17 protein-coding genes are annotated in these 21,284 nt (G+C 57.0%); 8 read left to right on the top strand and 9 right to left on the bottom strand.

Annotated features, from left to right (window positions below):
* On the bottom strand, positions 1–2,274 hold the full coding sequence (gene parC / locus E7738_RS16875) for a DNA topoisomerase IV subunit A (RefSeq protein ID WP_021509596.1): 2,274 nt from the start codon (positions 2,272–2,274) through the stop codon (positions 1–3).
* 408 nt (positions 2,275–2,682) lie between these two features.
* On the opposite strand from parC, the gene E7738_RS16870 reads away from it, so the two are divergent.
* The 6 genes from E7738_RS16870 to E7738_RS16845 all read left to right on the top strand — a co-directional run bounded on the left by E7738_RS16870 (position 2,683) and on the right by E7738_RS16845 (position 8,004).
* Positions 2,683–4,242 carry a BglG family transcription antiterminator gene (locus tag E7738_RS16870; protein ID WP_127834603.1) on the top strand — a complete coding sequence of 520 codons (1,560 nt, stop codon included), beginning with the start codon at positions 2,683–2,685 and terminating at the stop codon, positions 4,240–4,242.
* A 17-nt stretch (positions 4,243–4,259) separates the two neighbouring features.
* Positions 4,260–4,730 carry a PTS sugar transporter subunit IIA gene (locus E7738_RS16865; protein ID WP_058771379.1) on the top strand — a complete coding sequence of 157 codons (471 nt, stop codon included), beginning with the start codon at positions 4,260–4,262 and terminating at the stop codon, positions 4,728–4,730.
* Positions 4,731–4,753: 23 nt separating this feature from the next.
* Positions 4,754–5,068, top strand: a complete 315-nt coding sequence (locus tag E7738_RS16860; protein WP_021313325.1) for a PTS fructose transporter subunit IIB — start codon at positions 4,754–4,756, stop codon at positions 5,066–5,068.
* Between the two features lie 11 nt (positions 5,069–5,079).
* Complete coding sequence (locus E7738_RS16855) at positions 5,080–6,171, top strand: PTS fructose transporter subunit IIC (RefSeq protein WP_058759786.1); 1,092 nt, start codon at positions 5,080–5,082, stop codon at positions 6,169–6,171.
* 9 nt (positions 6,172–6,180) lie between these two features.
* Positions 6,181–7,032 (top strand): class II fructose-bisphosphate aldolase, encoded by an 852-nt coding sequence (locus E7738_RS16850; protein WP_058776532.1) that lies wholly within the window; start codon positions 6,181–6,183, stop codon positions 7,030–7,032.
* A 108-nt stretch (positions 7,033–7,140) separates the two neighbouring features.
* Positions 7,141–8,004 carry a ketose-bisphosphate aldolase gene (locus tag E7738_RS16845; protein ID WP_394515853.1) on the top strand — a complete coding sequence of 288 codons (864 nt, stop codon included), beginning with the start codon at positions 7,141–7,143 and terminating at the stop codon, positions 8,002–8,004.
* Positions 8,005–8,173: 169 nt separating this feature from the next.
* On the opposite strand, the gene E7738_RS16840 is transcribed toward E7738_RS16845, so the two are convergent.
* Positions 8,174–8,938: a transporter substrate-binding domain-containing protein gene (locus E7738_RS16840; RefSeq protein WP_394515852.1), complete on the bottom strand. Its 765-nt coding sequence runs from the start codon at positions 8,936–8,938 to the stop codon at positions 8,174–8,176.
* Positions 8,939–9,100: 162 nt separating this feature from the next.
* On the opposite strand from E7738_RS16840, the gene E7738_RS16835 reads away from it, so the two are divergent.
* A complete protein-coding gene (locus E7738_RS16835; protein WP_394515851.1) occupies positions 9,101–9,682 on the top strand; it encodes an NAD(P)H-dependent oxidoreductase in 582 nt (193 codons plus the stop codon).
* 36 nt (positions 9,683–9,718) lie between these two features.
* Positions 9,719–10,027 (top strand): putative quinol monooxygenase, encoded by a 309-nt coding sequence (locus E7738_RS16830; protein ID WP_021509602.1) that lies wholly within the window; start codon positions 9,719–9,721, stop codon positions 10,025–10,027.
* Positions 10,028–10,098: 71 nt separating this feature from the next.
* Here E7738_RS16830 and E7738_RS16825 read toward each other — a convergent pair whose 3' ends face one another.
* The 7 genes from E7738_RS16825 to cpdA all read right to left on the bottom strand — a co-directional run bounded on the left by E7738_RS16825 (position 10,099) and on the right by cpdA (position 21,266).
* On the bottom strand, positions 10,099–13,227 hold the full coding sequence (locus E7738_RS16825) for an Ig-like domain-containing protein (RefSeq protein WP_282954825.1): 3,129 nt from the start codon (positions 13,225–13,227) through the stop codon (positions 10,099–10,101).
* Between the two features lie 205 nt (positions 13,228–13,432).
* Entirely contained in the window at positions 13,433–14,176 is a 744-nt protein-coding gene (locus E7738_RS16820; protein WP_394515850.1) for an OmpA family protein, read from the bottom strand.
* 182 nt (positions 14,177–14,358) lie between these two features.
* On the bottom strand, positions 14,359–16,482 hold the full coding sequence (locus E7738_RS16815) for an Ig-like domain-containing protein (RefSeq protein ID WP_104188260.1): 2,124 nt from the start codon (positions 16,480–16,482) through the stop codon (positions 14,359–14,361).
* Positions 16,483–16,740: 258 nt separating this feature from the next.
* The gene (locus tag E7738_RS16810) at positions 16,741–17,640 is read right to left on the bottom strand and encodes a LysR substrate-binding domain-containing protein (RefSeq protein WP_059009799.1); all 900 of its coding nucleotides are present in this window, start codon (positions 17,638–17,640) and stop codon (positions 16,741–16,743) included.
* A gap of 271 nt (positions 17,641–17,911) precedes the next feature.
* Positions 17,912–19,807: a DNA topoisomerase IV subunit B gene (parE, locus tag E7738_RS16805; protein WP_021509608.1), complete on the bottom strand. Its 1,896-nt coding sequence runs from the start codon at positions 19,805–19,807 to the stop codon at positions 17,912–17,914.
* Positions 19,808–19,853: 46 nt separating this feature from the next.
* Positions 19,854–20,435, bottom strand: a complete 582-nt coding sequence (gene yqiA, locus E7738_RS16800; RefSeq protein ID WP_058771368.1) for an esterase YqiA — start codon at positions 20,433–20,435, stop codon at positions 19,854–19,856.
* A 3-nt stretch (positions 20,436–20,438) separates the two neighbouring features.
* A complete protein-coding gene (cpdA, locus tag E7738_RS16795) occupies positions 20,439–21,266 on the bottom strand; it encodes a 3',5'-cyclic-AMP phosphodiesterase (RefSeq protein WP_150360394.1) in 828 nt (275 codons plus the stop codon).
* Between the last annotated feature and the right edge of the window lie 18 nt (positions 21,267–21,284).

Genomic DNA, 21,284 nt, shown 5'->3' with positions numbered 1-21,284 from the left:
TTACTCTTCGCTATTCGCGTCACTTTTTGGCCGCGCTGGCGCATTCACTTCCACGCTATCGATCCGCTGCAGTCCGCGCGATACGCTACCGCGACGGCCGCGCTCAGCACGCACTTTCTGCAGATCTTCATCACGCATGATCAGCTTACGCTTGCCGACATAGATAGTGATGGAACTGCCCGGCGGCAGAATCAGCAGCCACTGCAGCTTGTCCACGCCCGCGGCTGCGTCCGCGGACGGAATCGAGATAATCTTGTTGCCCTTGCCTTTCGACATCTGCGGCAGATCGGCCACCGGGAACATCAGCATCCGCCCCGCCTGGGTGATGGCCAGCAGCATGTCGTCGCCAGAGTGCACCGCCAGCGGCGTCATCACTTTGGCGTTTTCAGGCAGCGTCAGCAGCGCTTTACCGGCGCGGTTGCGCGACACCAGATCGGCAAAGGTACAGATGAAGCCGTAGCCGGCATCGGAGGCCATCAGCAGCTTCTGATCGTCCGCTTCCATCAGCACCTGCTCAATCACTGCGCCCGGCGGTGGCGTCAGCTTGCCGGTGAGCGGCTCGCCCTGCCCGCGCGCCGACGGCAGCGAGGTCGGATCCAGCGTATAGCTGCGGCCGGTGGAGTCAATAAACGCCACCGGCTGGTTGCTCTTGCCGCGCGCGGCGGCACGGTAGCTGTCGCCGGCTTTGTAGCTTAATCCTGCCGGATCGATATCGTGACCTTTGGCGCTGCGTACCCAGCCCATCTGCGACAGCACAATGGTCACCGGCTCAGCGCTCACCAGTTCGTTCTCGCTCAGCGCTTTCGCTTCTTCACGTTCGTGCAGCGGTGAACGGCGATCGTCGCCGTAGGTCTGGCTATCGGCCAGCAGTTCTTTCTTCAGCAGGTTACTCATTTTGCGATCTGAGGCGAGGATCGCCTGCAGCTGATCGCGCTCTTTTTCCAGCTCGGCCTGTTCACCGCGAATCTTCATCTCTTCCAGTTTGGCGAGATGGCGCAGTTTCAGTTCCAGAATCGCTTCGGCCTGGGTTTCGCTGATGTCAAAGCGCGACATCAGTACCGGCTTCGGCTCATCCTCGCTGCGGATGATGTGAATCACCTCATCAATATTGAGGAACGCCACCAGCAAACCTTCGAGGATATGCAAACGACGCAGCACGCGTTCCAGACGATGATTGAGACGGCGTGTCACGGTATCGCGGCGGTACACCAGCCATTCCGAGAGGATCTCCAGCAGGTTTTTCACCGCCGGACGGTTATCCAGCCCGATCATGTTGAGGTTAACGCGGTAGCTCTTCTCCAGATCGGTGGTGGCAAACAGGTGGTTCATTACCTGATCGAGATCCACCCGGTTGGAGCGCGGCACAATCACCAGCCGCGTCGGGTTTTCGTGATCCGATTCATCGCGCAGATCCTCTACCATCGGCAGCTTTTTATTGCGCATCTGGCTGGCGATCTGCTCCAGCACGCGCGCGCCCGACACCTGGTGCGGCAGCGCGGTGATCACCACTTCGCCGTCCTCTTTTTTCCACACCGCACGCTGGCGGATCGAACCACGGCCGTTCTGGTAGATCTTGCGGATCTCGTCGCGTGGCGTGATGATCTCGGCTTCGGTCGGGAAGTCCGGCCCCTGCACGATCTCCAGCAGCTCATCCAGCGTGGTGTTGGGCTTGTCGATCAGGCGCACCGCGGCTTCGGCCACTTCGCGCAGGTTGTGCGGCGGAATATCGGTCGCCATACCCACGGCGATGCCAGTGGTGCCGTTGAGCAGGATGTTCGGCAGGCGCGCCGGCAGCATTTTCGGCTCCTGCAGCGTGCCGTCGAAGTTCGGGATGTAATCCACCGTGCCCTGCCCCAGTTCGCTGAGCAGCACTTCGGCATATTTCGACAGGCGCGATTCGGTGTAACGCATCGCGGCAAAGGATTTCGGATCGTCCGGCGCACCCCAGTTGCCCTGACCATCCACCAGCGGATAACGGTAGGAGAACGGCTGCGCCATCAGCACCATGGCTTCATAGCAGGCGCTGTCGCCGTGCGGATGGTATTTACCCAGCACGTCACCCACGGTACGCGCCGATTTCTTGAATTTTGCGCTGGCGTTAAGCCCCAGCTCGGACATGGCATAAACAATGCGGCGCTGCACCGGCTTGAGACCGTCACCGATGTACGGCAGCGCACGGTCCATGATCACGTACATGGAGTAGTTCAGGTACGCGTTTTCAGTAAACTTGTGCAGGGCAAGACGCTCTGCGCCATCCTGTGTCATTTCACTCATTAAGCTGGCATCCTCACTTCGTGGCCCGCAACGGCGGGTCATCCGGCGGTCATTTGGCGAGGATAGTACCTTATTCGCGGGATTTAGTCACAGGGAAGCCGTTGAGGACAGAAAGAATCTCCCGGCCTTAAATAACGTGACGCCGGTTGGAAAAATAAAAAGGATTGGGAGCATCATCACACTTATTTAGCGCGTTATTGTGTGAGCAAACTCGCATTTAATTTCCCGTCACCGCGGTGTATTAATGCTGTCCGCCTGACGGGACAACATTTAGTATTGTTGCTGCCGCCATCCTTTCCTAAATTCATACTCCATACGACACACCTTTTTCGCGACGGCTTGCTGGCAATGAAATAAATGCCACAAGGAAAAATCCCATTAGGTTTTACCAAAATAAAGGGTGACCGAATGCAAATACTGACTTCGCGACAACACCGGTTAGTGAAATTGCTGTTGCAACAGGCGGCGCCGCAGCCGATTGGTCAGCTGGCGTTACAGCTCGGTGTCTCCGGAAAGACCATTCAGCGCGACCTGCAGTGGCTGGAGAGCTGGCTCAGCAACTGGGCGCTGACGCTGGAGAAAACCCCTGGCCGCGGTGTGCGGCTGCGGGTTGAGGATATGCAGCAGCGTTTGCAGCTGGAGCAGCAGCTGAACGGCGACGAGGCCGGCGACGCGCTCAGTCATAACAGCCGACGGATAAAAATCGCCTCCCAGCTACTGAGCGATGCGCCGCGTTCCACGTCAATCAGCAAGCTGTCCGAGCGCTACTTTATCAGCCACGCCTCGATTGTGAACGACCTGAAAGTAATCGAAGAGTGGCTGCAGCCGCTGGGATTAACGCTGCAGCGCGGCCCAGGCGGCACGCACATAGAGGGCCATGAGCAGGCGCTGCGCCAGGCGATGGTGTCGCTGATCAACGATGTGATGCAGCAACAGGTCGCCGGTACGCCGCTGCTGCCGCGGCTCGATCCCGGCAGCCAGCAGGCGCTGGTGCACTATTTTGGCGAAGAGGATGTGGCCTTTGTGCAGACGCTGCTGCAACAGATGGAGCAGCAGCTGAGTTATCCGCTGGGCGATGCCTGGTATCTCAATCTGTGCACGCACATCCTGATCATGATGCACCGCATGGCGCAGGGCAACGCGCTGGCGCTGGACATTCTCACCACCGCGCACGATCTGGATCAGTCGATTCTCACCATTGCCCGGCAGATGGTGGTGCGCATTGAGCAGCGCATCGGCTGTGCATTGCCAGCCGATGAAGTCGGTTTTATTTATCAATATATCGTCTCCTCCGGCATTGTGGTGGAAGAGCGTGGCGATCAGGTGACGCTGCATAATCAATTTTCCACTGCCGAGTCGGTTAAAATAACCTGCGAATTAATTGATCGTTTCTCGGCATTTATTCAGCAGGACTTATCTCAGGACCGTTTATTATTTGACGGTTTACTGGTGCATATAAAGCCATTATTAAACCGGCTTAAATATCACATTCATATTCGCAATCCGCTGCTGGATGATATTAAACAGGAAATGAAAGAGATATTTTTTCTGACTCAGCAGGCAATGCAGCTGACCGCGCGCACCTTCGCCCTGTCGCCGGTGGCTGAGGATGAAATTGGTTATCTGTGCGTTCATTTCCAGGCGGCACTGGAGCGGCAGATCGCCCACAAACGCATCCTGGTGGTGTGCTCCAGCGGCGTGGGCACCTCACACCTGCTCAAGAGCCGCATTTTACGCGCCTTTCCGGACTGGGAAATTGCCGGCGTGGTGTCAGCCAGCAATCAGGCGGCGTTTTGTCAGCACCACGCGGTGGATTTGGTGATCACCACCATCCACCTCGATGCCGGTGCCATTCCGGCCGTGTATGTCAGCGCCTTTTTTAATGATGACGATATCCGGCGGGTCACTGACGCCATGATTGGCAGCCAGCTGCCCAACGGCACGCCCTGCGCGTTGGCCGCACACTGATTGAATGAGGAGCAACCATGGACATTTCCCGCATTCTGACGCCGCGCCGCGTTAACCTGGCGCTCAGCGCCACCAGTAAAGAAGAGGCGATCAACGAACTCACCGATCTGCTGGTGAGCGACGGCGCCATCAGCGATCGCGCCGCGTTTATTGCCGATGTCTGGCTGCGTGAAGCGGAAGGCTCGACCGGCTTCGAGAACCATATCGCTATTCCGCACGGCAAATCGTCGGCGGTCAGACAAACCACGCTCGCCATCGGCCGCACCCAGCAGGACATTCCGTGGGAAACGCTGGATGGCAGCCAGGTGCGCTGCATCATCCTGTTCGCCGTGCGGCTGGAAGATCAGAACACCACCCATATTCGCCTGTTGTCGCAGGTGGCCAGCGCGCTGGCCGATGATGAGGTGATAGCCCGACTGCTGGCGGAGAATGACCCCGGCAATATCATCCGGCTGTTTAGTCAGTACGCCGAAACCGACCTCTGTTAACACCCAACACCTTGAGGTGCCACATGAATATCGTCTGTGTAGCGGCCTGCACCGCAGGCATCGCGCATACCTACATTGCGCGCGAAAAACTGATTAAGGGGGCTCACGCGCTGGGCCACACCATCCACGTTGAAACCCAGGGCACCATCGGCACTGAAACGCCGCTGACGCGCGAGCAGATCGACGCCGCTGACGTGGTGATCCTTGCGGTTGACGTCAAGATCAACGGCGAAGAGCGCTTTCAGGGCAAACCCATCGTGCGAGTGAAAACCGAAGTGGTGATCAAGTCACCGGTGAAATTCCTCGAAAAAGTGGCGGATTCACTGGCGCGCGCCTGAGGAGATCGATCATGAGCGATCACAAACGTCAGTACGGCCAGGAGATCAAAGGCCACCTGCTCACCGGCATCTCATGGATGATCCCGCTGATCGTCGCCGCAGGCATCTGCATTGCGCTCGGCCAGGTGATTGGCGGGCCAGACGTCGGCAAGCAGACCGGCAGCATTGCGTGGATGCTGAACCAGATCGGCGGCTGGGGCATGGGGCTGATTGTGCCGCTGATCAGCGCCGCCATCGCCTACTCGATTGCCGATCGTCCCGGCTTTGCGCCCGGCCTGATCGTCGGCTTCATCTGCGGCCAGATCGGCACCGGCTTTATCGGCGGCATTCTGGGCGGTTTCCTCGTCGGCTACACCGTGCTGCTGCTGCGCCGGGTGATCAGGCTGCCGCAGTCGATGCAGGGGCTGATGCCAATCATGGTGCTGCCGCTGCTCAGCACCATCATCGCCGGACTGCTGATGATGACCTTTATCGGCCAGCCGATCGTCTGGCTGCAAAAGACGCTGATTCATCTGCTGGAGTCCATGCAGGGCGGCTCAAAGTTCGTGATGGGCGCCATCCTCGGCGCGATGGCCACCTTCGACTTTGGCGGGCCGATCAATAAGACCATGTCGCTGTTCGCCGACGGCATGCTGGTCGACGGCATTTACGGTCCGGAAGCGGTGAAGTTTGTCGGCTCCATCATTCCGCCGTTCGGCATCACCCTCTCTTATCTGCTGACGCGCCACAAATACACCAAAGCAGAGAAAGAGGCGCTGAAAGCCGCGTTCCCGATGGGCATCTGCATGATTACCGAAGGCGTGATTCCGATTGCGGCACGCGACCTGCTGCGCGTAGTGGCCAGCTGCGTGGTGGCCTCAGCGCTGGCCGGCGGACTGATTATGGTATGGGGCGTGGAAGCGCCAGTGCCGCACGGTGGCATGTTCGTAGTGCCGCTGTTCACCAAACCGTGGCTGTTCTGCCTGGCGCTCGGCATAGGCACCGTGGTGTGCGGCGTGATGCTGTCGGTGATGAAAAAACCGGTCACGCAGCAGGATGAAGAGTTCGATGACGTGGAAGCGCCTGGCGTCCGCGATGAAGAGATCAAATTCACTCTGGAATAAGGAGCCCGCATGTTTGCCATGATGAATGACCTGATTCAGGCCGCCTTCCAGCACAAGTACGCGGTGCTGGCGATCAACTGCTTCAACCTCGAAACCGCCCGCGCGGCGATCCAGGCGGCTGAACAGCAGCGCGCGCCGTTGATCCTCAACGTGTATCAGGGACACAGCGCGCATTTTCCGCCAGCGGTGGCGGCGCCGCTGGTACAGGCGCTGGCGGCTCAGGCCGCGGTGCCGGTGGCGCTGGCGCTTGACCACGGCAAAGCTTTTCCGCTGATTGGTCAGGCGTTTCGTGCCGGCTTTACCGGGCTGATGATTGACGCATCGGCCGAGCCGCTGGCGGACAATATTCGTCAGACCGCAGCGGTAGTGAAGATGGCGCATACCGCTGGCGTGTGCGTTGAAGGCGAGCTGGGGCATATCGCCGATGCGCCCACATATGAACTGGCCGATGCCGCCGTGAAGATGACCCGGGTAGAAGACGTGTTGCCGTTTATTGAGCAGACCGGCATCGATCTGCTGGCGATTTCGGTCGGTACCGCGCACGGGCTTTATCCGCCGGGCGTAAAGCCGAAGATCGACTTCGAGCGACTGCAGCAGCTGCACGCGGTGACGACGCGGCCGCTGGCACTGCACGGCGGCTCGGGCACCCCGGCGGAGGATATACGCCGCGTCAGCGCCTGTGGCGTCGCCAAGATCAACGTCGGCGCTGCGGTGTTCGATGCCGGTAAGCACGCGGTGCAGCAGGCGCTGCGCCAGCACCCGCAGGCTGAGCTGGCTGATGTGCTGGCGCTGATGGAATCCGCCTGTCGCGAAGTGGTTATTGAATATCTGAGCTGGTCAGGGTCGGCAAACCGCTACTGACGGCGCGCCGCCCCGATCGCGGCGCAATTTCCAACTGTTTCTTCTTATCCCTCATCGGGCCGGCGCGTGCGCCGGCTCTGGTAAAACTCACGCTAAGGAAACATAAACATGTTGATTTCAATGAAAGAGATGCTGGCCCCGACCCGTGAACATCGCTTCGCCATCGGCGCATTTAACGTCGCTGACAGCTGCTTTATCCGGGCCGTGGTGGAAGAAGCCGAAGCCACCAACACGCCCGCCATTATTTCTATCCATCCGAGCGAACTGGAATTTGTCACTGATGAATTTTTTGGCTACGTGCGCGAACGCACTCTGAAAAGCCGCGTGCCGTTTACCATTCACCTCGATCACGGCGCTTCAATTGCGCAGGTGCTGCGCGCTATTCAGTGCGGGTTTACCTCGGTAATGATTGACGGCTCGCTGCTGCCGTACGAAGAGAACGTGGCGCTGACCAAAGAGGTGGTGAAGCTGGCGCACGCGGTGGGCGTGTCGGTGGAAGGCGAGCTCGGCACCATCGGCGATACCGGCACCACGGTGGAAGGCGGCGTGAGCAAGGTGATCCACACCGAACCGGCGCAGGCGGAAGATTTTGTGCAGCGCACCGGCGTCGATACGCTGGCGGTGGCGATTGGCACCGCGCACGGTATTTATCCCAAAGATATGAAACCCGAGCTGCAGATGCACATTCTGAAGGATATCTCCCAGCGCGTAGACATTCCGCTGGTGCTGCACGGCGGTTCGGCCAATCCGGACGCGGAGATCGCCGAGGCGGTGACGCTGGGCGTAGGCAAGATCAATATCTCCAGCGACATGAAGTTTGCCTATTTCGCCCGACTGCGCGAGATCCTCGCGCGGGAGAGCTGGTGGGATCCAAATGTGATTTATCCGGACGCCATCGCCGCCGCGAAAGCGGTGATTCGCTACAAGATGAATCTGTTTGGCGGGCTGGGTAAAGCCGGATTGTATCGTTGATTTCAAAACAATAAATAGGGCCGCTACGCAAGTGCAGGATGTCAGTTGCACATGCCGTAGCGGCTTTATTTATCGCGCGTATTCACCCGCCTCACTGCTGCTGATTGCGCAATAAATTGCGCCGCTACGGGACGGTAACGCCTGTCGTAATACCCTTTATCGCTAACGATTACTTCACTATGCCCAGCCACTGTCTGGCGATCTGCGCATATTCACCGGTGGCGGTGCTGAGGTGCAGCCACTGATCGACATACAGCTTCCAGCTCATATCATCACGCGGAATCATGTAAGCCTTCTCGCCATATTGCATCGGCTGTTGCGGATTGATGGCACACAGCGACGGATAGTGCTGCTGCTGGAACAGCGCTTCGGAAGCATCGGTAATCATTACGTCGGCTTTGTTATCCACCAGCTGCTGGAAAATGCCGGTGTTCTCCGCCAGCTGCAGGCTGGCCTGCGGCAGATGACTGTGCACAAACGCTTCGTTGGTGCCACCGGCCGGCTCGATTACCCGCACCTGCGGCTGGTTGATCTGCTCAACCGTCTGGTACTTCGCTTTATCCGCGCAGCGCACCAGCGGAATCTTACCATCGACGCCCAGCGGTTGCGCGAACCAGGCGATCTGCTGCCGTTTAAGCGTCACGGAGACACCGCCCAGCGCGATATCACACTGTTTCGCCACGAAATCCTCGCTCAGGGTTTTCCTCGTGGTTGGTACCCACTCTACTTTTGCGCCGAGGCTGGCGGCCAGCGACTGCGCCATGCTGATGTCCAGCCCTTTATACTGGCCGTCGCTGCGCAAAAAGGTGTAAGGCTTGTAATCGCCGGTGGTGCAGACCTTCAGGGTTTTGCTCTGACGAACGTCATCAAGGTGGGATTGCGCCTGAGCCGCGCCGGCCACCAGCAGTAAGGCACTCAGTATCACTGTTTTCATGGTGTGTTCTTTTTAAGTGGATGTTGGTTTGCGTGCGGATTGTTGCATAAGTGACGGCATTATTGCTTTGAGAGCAAAAGTCTTGTGATCAATCACGCATTTTTTTGCCCCGCGCGCGCGCGTAGAGTGGGCGGCATCTATGAGAAACGGAGCGAATTATCCATGAGCAAGATTTTGATTATCGACGGCGGCAAGACCTTTGCCCATTCCAAAGGCGAGCTGAACCATACCCTGACCGAGGTGGCGGCCAGCCAACTGCGCGATCTGGGCCATGAGGTTCAGGTGACCGTTGCCGATAGCGACTACAACGTGGCAGACGAAGTACAGAAATACCTCGACAGCGACGTGGTGATTTATCAGATGCCGGGCTGGTGGATGGGCGAGCCGTGGACGGTGAAAAAGTACATCGATGAGGTGTTTACTCAGGGCCACGGCGCACTGTACGCCAGCGATGGCCGTTCGCGCAGCGATGCCAGCAAAAAATACGGTTCCGGCGGCCTGATTCAGGGCAAAAAATACATGCTGTCGCTGACCTGGAACGCCCCGCTGGAAGCCTTTACCGATGCCGACCAGTTCTTCGAAGGCGTCGGCGTGGACGGCCTGTACCTGCACTTCCATAAAGCCAATCAGTTCCTCGGCATGGAAAGTCTGCCGACCTTTATCTGTAACGACGTGATTAAACAGCCGGACGTGCCGCGCGATATTGCACGTTATCGGACTCATCTCAGCCAGATCTTTGCTTAACTGTAAGCACAACGGGAAAAAACAGAAGGAAGCGTTATGTTAACTGTGGTTGCAGAAATTTGCGTTAAGCCGGGCCGCCGTCAGCAGGTACTGGAGGCGATTAATAAACTGATCCCTGTCGTGCTGGAAGAAGAGGGTTGCCATCAGTACGATGCGCTGGTCGATCACCAGGCGCAGGTGCCGTGGAAGCAGAACTCACCAGACTCGATCTTTATGCTCGAGCAGTGGGAATCGCTGCGCCATCTGGAGCAGCATCAGCAGATGCCACACATGGATGCGCACCGCGCCACCATCAAAGATGACGTGGTGGACGTGAAAATTCTGGTGCTGGAACCGACCGCCTGATTTTTCCGCTGCAGGTATAAAAAAAGCCCCGGTTTTGCGACCGGGGCTTTTGTTTAGCAGCTAATCAATGATCAGTGCTGTTCGTTATGCAGGTTCTGCACCAGCAGTTCCGCATCACCGTTGCTGTAGACGTTATACTCGGTGCCGCCGACGGTGACGGTACCGGTCGCCTGCTGCCAGGAGCTGGCATCTTCACCGGCTGGCAGGATGTCTTCCAGCGTCAGCGCCTCGCCCTGTTTAGCGTTCACTACCAGCTGCGACTTGCCGTTGTCGATGAACAGGGAGTCCTGACCCTGCGCCATGATGTCGTTAAGCGACATGCTCATCAGCCCTTCTACATCCGTGGCACCCGCAGCGAAGATGGAGTTGATCTCTGGCGGCGGCGGCGGGGTGACGTCGACGTTGGTCTTAACGGTATGGTCGATGACCAGTTCGTTGCCGGCTGCATCGCGAACCGTGACGTTAAAGGCATAATCGCCTTCTGCCAGTTTGTCTGACTCATAGCGCCACACGCCGTTTTCTACCACGGTAGAACCGATCAGCTGGGTACGCGCTTCGTCGCCCCAAATCATCACGATAGTACCGTCTTCTGAGCCCTTACCTCTGAAGATCAGCGTGTCATCGTTGGTGTCCGGCCGCACTGGGATTTCAGTGCCGGTTTTATCCGCGAAGACGCCTTCGAAGTTAGCCTTGTCGCCGCCTTCTACTGGCTCCGGCTTAGTGGTATCAACGTCAAAGTTAATCGCCGCCTCTTTATCGCCTTTCACACCGGACTGGCTCACTGGCTGTACTTCAACTTTATGGTTGCCCTCGCCCAGTTCTGGCAGCTCATAGCTCCACTTGCCATCCTTAACATCAACCACGACAGGTTCCCGATCGTCGATGTAGATGATGACCTGCGACAGATCCGGTGACGTGCCCTTCAGCGTTGGCTGTTTGTCATCGGTGACCGTGCCATTTTCGATCTCACCCTGGATAGGACCGACGTTATCCTCCAGTATGTACGAACCTTCCATTGAGCCTGGTTTTTTGGTGTCGATGATCAGATCGATAGGATCGGATGGCTGCGATTCGTTACCGGCCGGATCGGTGATCTCGATGATAACCTGATAGTTACCGTCATCGATTGGGTTCTCAGGTTTCACTTCCCACTTGCCGTCTTCGCCCACGATACCGGTACCAATCACCACCGGATTACCTTTACCGTCATCAATGATGACTTCCACTTTGTCGCCAGGGGTACCGCCTTCGCCGCCGAAACCTGGACGGTTGTCATCAATTGGCTTACCTGGTTCAACCGGACCGGTGTTGTCACCTTCGTTATCGACAATCGTTGGTGGTTGCGGCTGATCCGGAGGCGTAATATCGATAATCACGTTAATTGGATCTGAGGTCGGTGACTCTTTGCCGGTGGATGGATCTTTAGCGATCAGTTCAATATCGTGTGAACCTTCCGCCAGCTCTGGCAATTCAATTTCCCATTTACCATCTTTAACGACAGTTGAAGCCACCGGCTCTTTTTCGCCGTCAACAATTACATAGATGATGTCGCCGTCGTTGCCTTCACCGCGCAGCACTGGCGTGGTGTCGTTAGTGGAATCGCCTGGCTGCAGAACACGCTCTTCATCACCGTTGTTGGCGACCATCTCATCCACCACCGGTGCCGGCAGGATGTTGCTGTCGATAACCAGTTTGAACGGATCGGTTTTCTCAGAAACGGTGCCGCCTTTGCTGATGGAATCCACAACCAGCGAGTGCTCACCTTCACCCAGCTCAACGTCCAGTTTCCACTCACCGCGATTGTCCGCCTTGGTAGAACCGATCAGTTTGTCGCCGTCCCATACGCGCACAATCACGCCAGCATCTGCTTTACCCGACAGGGTTGGGGTTTTGTCATCGGTGATGTCACCTGACTTCAGCGGACCGGTAACGCGTCCTTCGTCATCCAACACCTCACTCAGTGATGGCGTGCCCGGCACAGAGGTATCCAGCGTCAGCGCGAAGTTGTCAGAACGCGGGCTCTCGGCGCCGAAGCGGTCAGTGTAGCTGGCGCTAAACACGTGGGTGCCGTCGGTGGTCAGTTCCGGCGTGAAGCTCCAGCGGCCATCGGAACCGGCTTTTACGCTGCCAATCACGTTGGAGCGAATATCGTAGATTTTTACCAGACTGTCCGGCTGAGCAACACCGTACAGAGTTGGGGTTTTGTCATTGGTGTAGTTGCCCGGCGTCAGATAGGTATCCGCGCTGCCTTCATTATCAATCACGCGCATAATCTGCGGCGCTTCTGGTGCAGAGGTGTCGATATTGCGGATAAGCTGAGTTGATGGTCCCCAGTTACCCGCACGGTCCAGATAACGAATGCCGGCAACGTGCAAACCCTCTTTCATTTCCGGCGAGTCAAACTGCCATTTGCCGCTGCCATCAGCACGGGTGGTGTAAACGGTTTCATCAATAACGATCTGTACTAATGCATTGGGTTCAGCATTATCAGCACTCAACGAAATAATGTTTTTATTGATGGTTTTAATGGGTTTACCCGGAAACGGAACCGCGTCCATAGTGGTTGATTCTGCTGGCGTTACAGATACCGCTTCGTTAACCGCCTGAGTGACCACACCGTCAGCAATCGTCAGGTTGAAAGCATCAGAGATCGGGCTTTCATGACCAACCGTATCCTTCGCCATCACGGTCAGTTGGTGCTCGCCGTCTGCCAGCTCCGGCGTGATGCTCCATGCGCCCATTTTGTCTGCTACCACTGAGCCGATCTCTTTACCGTTATCGTACAGGGTAACAATGGTGCCAGGCTCTGCCACACCAGCCAGCGCCGGCGTTTTATCGCTGGTGGCTTCACCCGGCGTCAGGTAGTGATCTTCCGCCGCAGCGTCATCAATCACGCGCCAGATTTCCGGTTTTGCCGGAGGCGTCGTATCCATATCAAGAATGAAGATACGCGGTGGGCTCGGGTTAGTCGCTTTATCAATCGATACCAGCTGAATGACATGGGTGCCGTCTAACCAGCTGGTTTTCGGGTCGAATGACCATTTACCGTCCTCGCTGATATCAACCATGTGCACTTCACCATCGATTGTAATCTCCAGCTTGCCGCCGTTGGCACCTGCTACGCTCTTATCAATCCATTTATAAAACTGATCTTTGGTCGAGATAACGGTCGCGTTATCTGCTGCTGTAATATTAGCCATGATGTGTATTCCTTTTACGTTAAATAATGTTTCGGGATTTCCAGCCGAATACAGGTTTAATTTCGCTCTTTATGCCTGAAGACAATACGAGAAACGTCTTAATCGATTAAGTTATATGAACCCTTAATAACTTTATCGAGGCACAGCGCCTCACACCTCATCAATATGAGATGTGAGAATGCGCTGCTAAAATAATTAAATCAGATTACTTGTTTTCAACGCTGATAATAACCCGGCGCTCGCTGGCATAGCATGCTTTCTTCTCCTGCAGGCTGCCTGAACAGTTAGTATCAACCTGAGACTCACCCATGCTCTGCGCGGTGATATTGGCCGCATTCATTCCCTGAGCAATCAGCAGTGCTTTCACCGCCTCAGCGCGACGCTGGCCCAGCGCCATATTGCTGCTGTCGCTGCCAATCGGATCGGTAAAGCCGGTGACGATGATGTGGCGTTGAGCAGCATTTTCCTTTTTCAGCATGCTGGCAAAACTGCTGAGTGCTTCGCGCCCCTGTGCGGAGATGTCGTTGCTGTTGGCGCTGCCGAAACGGAACAGCAGGTCAGATGAAAACGCATAGTTATCATAAGCTTCAGTTGTTCCTTCCTGACAGCGCTGTACCGACGATGCGCGTGACAGCAGATGAGCCTGACGTTTGGTGCTCAGCAATTCCTGCTGCGCCTGCTGCTGGCTGACCACCAGCGGACGACCGCTGTCATCGAGGTTAGCGCGAATGTAGTAGGTTTTACCGGCAGCCAGTTTATCAGTCCACGATTGCGCGCGTTTACCCTGATAATCTGGCGCGTCGTTGACATAACTGCCCAGCGAATGCGTTCCCGGCGCAACACAAAACACCGTATAGCCACCGGCCAGTAACGACGTATGGAATTCACCGTCGACATAAATATTCGCCGGTTTTTCCCCGGTTGATGAAGCCGGACGATAATAAACCACCCGCGCCTGCTCTGCCGATACCGGCGATAAACTACGCCATGCGCCATCAAATGAATTTTGCGCCTGGGTTGAAAAAGTCGTGAATACTGGCGCACACACCAGTGAAGCTAAAAGTAATTTTTTTGCAATTTTCATTTAAGTTTCACAGGTGCAATAAATTGCACCTGTATGCTCCAGATAAATTAGAATTGTTCGATTTCGTTCTGTAAGAACAGCGCATCTGATTGGGAATTATTTTCAGCTATCACACCACTCTGGCTTTCCTGATTATTCCAGTCATTAAACGCATCGTTATTAAGCTGCAGTAATTCCGCATTAATCGGCTGCGGCTGATCGTCGGCCTCATTGAACAGTTCATGATTGTCCAGGGAAAGCAGAGCGGAAATATCAAGACCGGCCAGCTCCAGCGCATTAATCTCCGGCGGCGGCGGTGGAATGGTGTCGACTTCCACTTCATAAATGTCCGTTTTGCCGGTCACTTCGCCATCGCTGGAGAACACGCCGCGCAGTTGATAAACATCATCCGCCAGATCCGGCGTCGTCAGCTCCCATTTGCCGTCAGCCCCAATCGTGGTAGTGAAGCTGTAGCTGTTCTCGAGACCGACAATATAGATGGTTACCAGTTCACCCGGCACGCCTTTACCGGCGACAATGATGCTCGGATCGTTCATCGCGCCGCCGTTTTCGATTGGCGTACGCACGCCGGCGTCGTTATTGTCTTTAAAGATATGCTCAATCATGCCGGAAACCGGAACGTCCGGATCGGGCAGGCCGTCAACAGGCTCAGGATCGACCGGCACTTGCGTGTCGCCTTCAAACCCAATCGTGACCTTTTCAGAGGCCGGCGATTCGTTGCCTGCCGGATCGCGCACCACGATTTCCAGCTCGTGCTCGCCCGGTTGCAGATTGTTTTCTGGCGTGAAGGTCCACTTGCCGTCTTCCACAATCACCGAACCAATTGGCTTGCCGTTGTCGATAATGACCACGATATCGCCATCTTCACCGGTACCTTCCAGCGTCGGACGCAGATCTTTTGTGGTGGAACCGTCTTCCAGCGGATTACCTTCGCTGTCTTTAATCACACCGATGCCCGGATTTTCCGGCGCCACGGTGTCCACATCAACGATGAACGGATCGGATGGCAGTGATTTGTTACCCACCTGATCGACCACCACGATGCTCAGCTCGTGTCGCCCATCCTGCAGCGCCGGAGCCGTAAAGGTCCAGTTACCCTCGGCGTCCACCTTTGCGGTGCCCAGCTTCACGCCATCGTTCCAGATTTCTACCGTCGAGCCCGCTTCAGCTTTACCGGTCAGCGTTGGCGTATTGTCTTTCGTCACGCCGCCTTTTTCGATCAGCACCGGCGGATCCTGCATATCGTCCATCACGCTGCCGATGGTGCCTTTGGCTGGTGCAGTCAGATCGATGATGAATTCCCACGGATCGCTCTCTTCACCCACCACGCCTTCGGCGTTACGCTCGGCGGTAACGATGCTGTGATTGCCAGCCGCCAGCGGTTTTTCCGGCGTAAAGGTCCAGTTACCCTCGTCATCCACCAGCACTTCACCCAGCAGCGTCTCACCATCCCATATTTCAATGGTATTGCCCGGCGTACCGGTGCCGTTGAAGGTGGGCATGGTGTCGTCGGTGCGGCCGCCATTTGCTACCGAACCGGTTACGTCGCCGATATCATCAATCACATCGCTGATCGTGGGCTTGCTGATATCGCCGCCGCCGCTGCCACCGCCGCCTTCACCTTTGCCGCTGTGGCTGCCGTCGTTATTGTCGTAGTGGTGTTTCGCCGCGACATAGCCAAGACCCGCCGCTGCCGCGATAGCCGCCAGGCCACCCAGCGCAATCAGCGCCGGCGACCATTCAAAGCCGCTGGCCAGTGCGTAGCCGGAATTATCATCAACGCTGCCTTCACCCAGCGCCAGCGCGGTGGTTTCGCCGTCGGCCAGCGCGGCCGCTTCGTGGTCGGCATTGCCGTCCGTCGCGACGTAAGCGTGCATTTCGCCGTCTTCCGCTTTACCCACTAAGGTGCCGGATTTAGCGAAGAAATCTTCGATAATCAGATCCGGCTTGCTGGCGTCTGAGCCTTCCAGCATCACCAGCAGGTTTTTCCCTGCGCGTTTAACGGTGATGTTTTCAGGCGCGGTGCCGTCCTGGTTCTGCGTCAGCAGATATTTACCGTTGGTAATTGCCTGAATCTTCACTGCTTTGCCGTCTTTACCGGCGCGCAGCACTTCCGCTTTGGTTATGGTTTTCTTATCGATAACCGCCACACTTACGGGTGAAACGTTCATGATTCTTCCTTCCGTCGATTAATTTTGACTGCGCGTTTGCAGGCAAGCGCCGCAATCTCCCTGGCTCTGCCCACGGGTGGGCTCAAAGTTGCGACATAATCCGGAAAGAGATAAATCCGAGACATAAGAAATGTCCCGTTAGGAAAAAATTCTTAAATGGGCGGCCGAAAGATAGCTAAATCATTAACCGATTGAATTAAAGCGTTTTTATCGATGAGGGCAGAACATAACAGGAAAGGTTATTCAAACAGAACAGGACTATAACAGATGATTTTCCTGAATTTTTTCCCGTAAAAAATCCAGAAAACAGGTGATGCGGGAACTGAGCGACTGGTTGCGATAGTACACCGCGTGAATCGGCAGGCGCAGTTCGCGCGTGTCATTTTCCAGCACCTGCACCAGCCGGCCGCTGGCGCGATCCTCGCGGCTGACAAAATCCGATAGCCGCACAATGCCCTGGCCGGCCAGCGCCAGCTGGCGCAGGGTTTCGCCGCTCGACGCGCACAGCGTGGGTTTGATGCGCAAAAACTCGCCTTCACGCTGCCATACCGGCCAGACATTGTGTGCGTCCAGCTGGCTGAATCCCAGCAGCTGGTGCGTCAGCAGATCTTTCACGCTCTGTGGCGCGCCGGCTTTTTCCAGATAGGCCGGACTGGCCAGCAGGCGAATCGCGCTGCTGCCCAGCACGCGGGCGCGCAGCGTGGAGTCGCGCAGTTCACCAATGCGAATAGCGATATCGGTTTGCTGCTCAAGCAGGTCGATGACAATGTCATCGGTGTTCAGCTCCAGCTGAATTTGTGGATAGCGCGCGCAAAATTCGGCAACCAGCGGCACGATAACATGCAGGGTAAACGGCGTATTGGCGTTGACGCGCAGCCGTCCGGAGGGAATGTCGCGCCGCTGCGCGATATGCTCTTCGGCCTGCTCCACCGACGCGAGGATTTGCCGCGCGTGATCGAGAAAAATCAGCCCCTCTTCGGTCAGCGCCAGGCGACGCGTGGTGCGGTGCAGCAGCGTGGTTTGCAGTTTGCTTTCGAGGCGGCTCAGCGCCCGGCTGATGCCGGAGCTGGTTTGATCCAGCTGTTCCGCTGCGGCGGTAATCGAACCGGTATCCACCACCGCGACCCAGGCGCGTAACTCTTCCAGTGTGATTTTCACTCTTCCTACCTCAGCGCATTGCTACTTCGAGACCGGTCTTAGCCTCGTTCTCACGGCTGCTGAGGTAGATTGCTCCACGTTCAGCAGCGGCAGGATACCACAATGCAGCAAAACGCAGGGATTATCGCTGACCCGGGGCAGCAGGCGGCATATGGGTGCCGCGCACAGCGCGGTTTTCATTAACGGGCATGCGGCGATGGGACAGATCGGGACGGGCAGCGATGGCACGGTTACAGGCATAAAAAAGGGACGCCGCAGCGTCCCGTTTGCATCACACTTCGAGGTCGGCGAGGTCGCCTTTTTCCTGTAGCCAGTTGCGGCGGTCTTCCGAGCGTTTCTTCGCCAGCAGCATGTCCATCATCCGTAACGTCTGCTCGACGTCTTCTTCGTCGACCGTCAGTTGCACCAGACGACGGGTGTTAGGATCGAGCGTGGTTTCGCGCAGCTGCAGCGGGTTCATCTCACCCAGACCTTTAAAGCGCTGCACGTTCGGCTTGCCTTTTTTCCGCTTCAGCTGCTCCAGCACACCCTCTTTTTCGTCTTCATCAAGCGCGTAATACACCTCTTTACCGAGGTCGATGCGGTACAGCGGCGGCATCGCCACATAGACGTGGCCCTGCTGCACCAGCGAGCGGAAGTGCCTCACAAACAGCGCGCACAGCAGCGTGGCAATGTGCAGGCCGTCGGAGTCGGCATCCGCGAGGATACAGATTTTGCCGTAGCGCAGCTGGCTGAGATCTTCACTGTCCGGATCGATACCAATCGCCACCGAAATATCGTGTACTTCCTGCGACGCCAGCACTTCATCCGACGACACTTCCCAGGTGTTGAGGATCTTGCCTTTCAGCGGCATGATCGCCTGATATTCGCGGTCGCGCGCCTGCTTGGCGGAGCCGCCCGCAGAATCCCCTTCCACCAGGAACAGTTCGGTTTTATTCAGATCCTGCGCGGTACAGTCGGCCAGCTTGCCCGGCAGCGCCGGTCCGCTGGTCAGCTTTTTACGCACCACCTTTTTCGCCGCGCGCATACGACGCTGTGCGCTGGAGATCGCCAGCTCGGCCAGCATTTCGGCGGCCTGCACGTTCTGGTTGAGCCACAGGCTGAAGGCATCTTTCACTACCGCCGAGACAAACGCCGCGCACTGGCGTGAGGAGAGACGCTCTTTGGTCTGTCCGGCAAACTGCGGATCCTGCATTTTAACCGACAGCACGTAGGCGCAGCGATCCCAGATATCCTCCGCCGACAGCTTCACGCCGCGCGGCAGAATATTGCGGTATTCACAGAATTCGCGCATCGCGTCGAGCAAGCCCTGACGCAGGCCGTTAACGTGCGTTCCGCCCTGCATGGTTGGGATCAGGTTGACGTAGCTTTCGGTCAGCAGCTCGCCGCCCTCCGGCAGCCACAGCAGCGCCCAGTCGACCGCCTCCACATCGCCGGCAAAGCTGCCGACAAACGGTTTTTCCGGCAGCGTTGGCAGGCCGTTCACCGCTTCGCTCAGGTAATCCGTCAGGCCATCCTGATACAGCCAGGTTTGCTCGGTATCGTTCACCTTGTCTTTAAAGACAATTTCGACACCCGGGCACAGCACCGCTTTGGCTTTCAGCAGATGCTTGAGGCGGGAGACCGAGAAGCGCGGGCTGTCGAAGAAGCTTTCGTCTGGCCAGAAGTGAACGCTGGTGCCGGTGTTACGTTTGCCTACCGTACCAATCACCGCCAGATCCTGCACTTTATCGCCGTTTTCGAAGGCGATCTGGTAAATCTCACCGTTGCGGCGCACCGTGACTTCCACACGCTTCGACAGGGCGTTGACCACCGAAATCCCCACGCCGTGCAGGCCGCCGGAGAACTGGTAGTTTTTGTTGGAGAATTTACCGCCGGCGTGCAGGCGACAGAGAATCAGTTCGACCGCTGGCACGCCCTCTTCCGGGTGGATATCGACGGGCATACCACGGCCATCATCGATCACTTCCAGCGACTGATCGGCGTGCAGGATGACTTCCACGCGTTTGGCGTGACCGGCCAGCGCCTCATCGACGCTGTTATCGATCACTTCCTGGCCCAGATGGTTAGGGCGTGTGGTATCGGTGTACATGCCCGGACGGCGACGTACCGGTTCGAGGCCGGTTAAAACCTCAATGGCGTCAGCATTATAGCTAGATTGGCTCATCGTAACAGTCTGATTAGCAATAGGAAAATGGGCCCATCCCGCAGCATCAGGGAGTATTCAGTCCCAGAAAATCAATCATCTGCGCAAAATGGCGTTCGAATCCGATATAGGCATGATTGCCGCCCTCTTCTACCGTCTGACGGCACGCGCTGTAGTAATCCAGCGCCTGGCGATAGTCGAGCACTTCATCGCCGGTTTGTTGCAGCAGCCAGAGTAGATCGGGCGCTTCCAGAGGGTCAATCTGCATCACTTTCAGATCGTAAATGTGGCGAGACTCTAACACATATTGCTGGCCGGTGTAGGGATTCCGGTTTTCACCCAGATAATCCACCAGCAGTTCAAACGGCCGCACCGCCGGATTCACCACCACCGCCGGCAGCATGAAACACTGCGACAGCCAGGTGGCAAAATAACCACCGAGCGATGACCCCACCAGCCCGAGCGGTTCCCCGGCATACTGCATCACCAACTCTTCCAGCAGCGCAGCAGCCTCAGCGGGAAAAGTCGGCAGCTGCGGCACCAGCACCTCAATGTGCGGATGCTGCGCCTGACACCACTGCTGTAACTGCGTCGCTTTAGCCGACTGCGGTGAGCTGTTGAATCCGTGCAGATAAATCAGCGCCGCCATGGTTTAGTAGCCCTCGGAATCCAGATCCGGACGGAATAGATCGCTCTGCAGACGATTCACTTCGGTGTGCAGCGTGCCATCCGCCTGCAGCGTCAGCCAGCGCCAGCCGGGCGCCACGGTATCAATGGTGAAGTTGGTGCAGTGCGGTTTAAACTGGACGCAGGTCGAAGGCGATGCCAGTACGCGGCGGCCGTGCCAGTCGAGATCCAGCTCCTGATGAATGTGGCCGCACACCAGGTGGCGCGCCAGCGGGAAGTTTTGCAGCACCGCATCCAGCTGATGCGGATTGCGCAGGCTGTGCTGGTCAAGCCAGGTACAGCCGCAGGCCAGCGGATGATGGTGCAGCAGCACCAGCGTGTAGCGATCGGGGAACTGACGCAGCGTGCGGTCCAGCCACTCCAGCTGATAGTCGCTCAGCATGCCGTGCGGCACGCCAAAAACCTGGCTGTCCAGCAGCACCAGCTGCCAGTGCTCGCCGAGCAGCACATGCTTGTCCGCGGCGATGCCGGCCTGTGCCAGCGTATCCACCATCGCTGGCTGAAAATCGTGATTGCCCGGCAGCCAGACGCACGGCTTCGGCAGACGCGCAATGCCCGCAACAAAATGCTGATAAGCTTCGACGGTGTGATCCTGGGCGAGATCGCCAGTGGCGATAATCAGATCGTAATCGCGCTGTTGCGCCGCGATGGCGTCCAGCACCGCATCAAAACTCGACCAGGTATTCACTCCAAGCAGCGATTGATGTTTTCCCGCGAAAAGATGGGTATCCGTAATTTGTAAAATCCTGATATCGGACCCATTTGCCGCAGGAAGAGTTAGCAGGCTATCCAAAGCGTTTCCTTTCTCTCC

Source organism: Pantoea sp. SGAir0430 (assembly GCF_043549295.1).
This window is presented reverse-complemented; position numbering and strand designations above follow the sequence as displayed.

Excerpts from the sequence above, each read along its gene's own strand:
- parC (WP_021509596.1), bottom strand. The coding sequence starts at position 2,274 with ATGAGTGAAATGACACAGGATGGCGCAGAGCGTCTTGCCCTGCACAAG.
- E7738_RS16870 (WP_127834603.1), top strand. The coding sequence starts at position 2,683 with ATGCAAATACTGACTTCGCGACAACACCGGTTAGTGAAATTGCTGTTG.
- E7738_RS16865 (WP_058771379.1), top strand. The coding sequence starts at position 4,260 with ATGGACATTTCCCGCATTCTGACGCCGCGCCGCGTTAACCTGGCGCTC.
- E7738_RS16860 (WP_021313325.1), top strand. The coding sequence starts at position 4,754 with ATGAATATCGTCTGTGTAGCGGCCTGCACCGCAGGCATCGCGCATACC.
- E7738_RS16855 (WP_058759786.1), top strand. The coding sequence starts at position 5,080 with ATGAGCGATCACAAACGTCAGTACGGCCAGGAGATCAAAGGCCACCTG.
- E7738_RS16850 (WP_058776532.1), top strand. The coding sequence starts at position 6,181 with ATGTTTGCCATGATGAATGACCTGATTCAGGCCGCCTTCCAGCACAAG.
- E7738_RS16845 (WP_394515853.1), top strand. The coding sequence starts at position 7,141 with ATGTTGATTTCAATGAAAGAGATGCTGGCCCCGACCCGTGAACATCGC.
- E7738_RS16840 (WP_394515852.1), bottom strand. The coding sequence starts at position 8,938 with ATGAAAACAGTGATACTGAGTGCCTTACTGCTGGTGGCCGGCGCGGCT.
- E7738_RS16835 (WP_394515851.1), top strand. The coding sequence starts at position 9,101 with ATGAGCAAGATTTTGATTATCGACGGCGGCAAGACCTTTGCCCATTCC.
- E7738_RS16830 (WP_021509602.1), top strand. The coding sequence starts at position 9,719 with ATGTTAACTGTGGTTGCAGAAATTTGCGTTAAGCCGGGCCGCCGTCAG.
- E7738_RS16825 (WP_282954825.1), bottom strand. The coding sequence starts at position 13,227 with ATGGCTAATATTACAGCAGCAGATAACGCGACCGTTATCTCGACCAAA.
- E7738_RS16815 (WP_104188260.1), bottom strand. The coding sequence starts at position 16,482 with ATGAACGTTTCACCCGTAAGTGTGGCGGTTATCGATAAGAAAACCATA.
- parE (WP_021509608.1), bottom strand. The coding sequence starts at position 19,807 with ATGAGCCAATCTAGCTATAATGCTGACGCCATTGAGGTTTTAACCGGC.
- yqiA (WP_058771368.1), bottom strand. The coding sequence starts at position 20,435 with ATGGCGGCGCTGATTTATCTGCACGGATTCAACAGCTCACCGCAGTCG.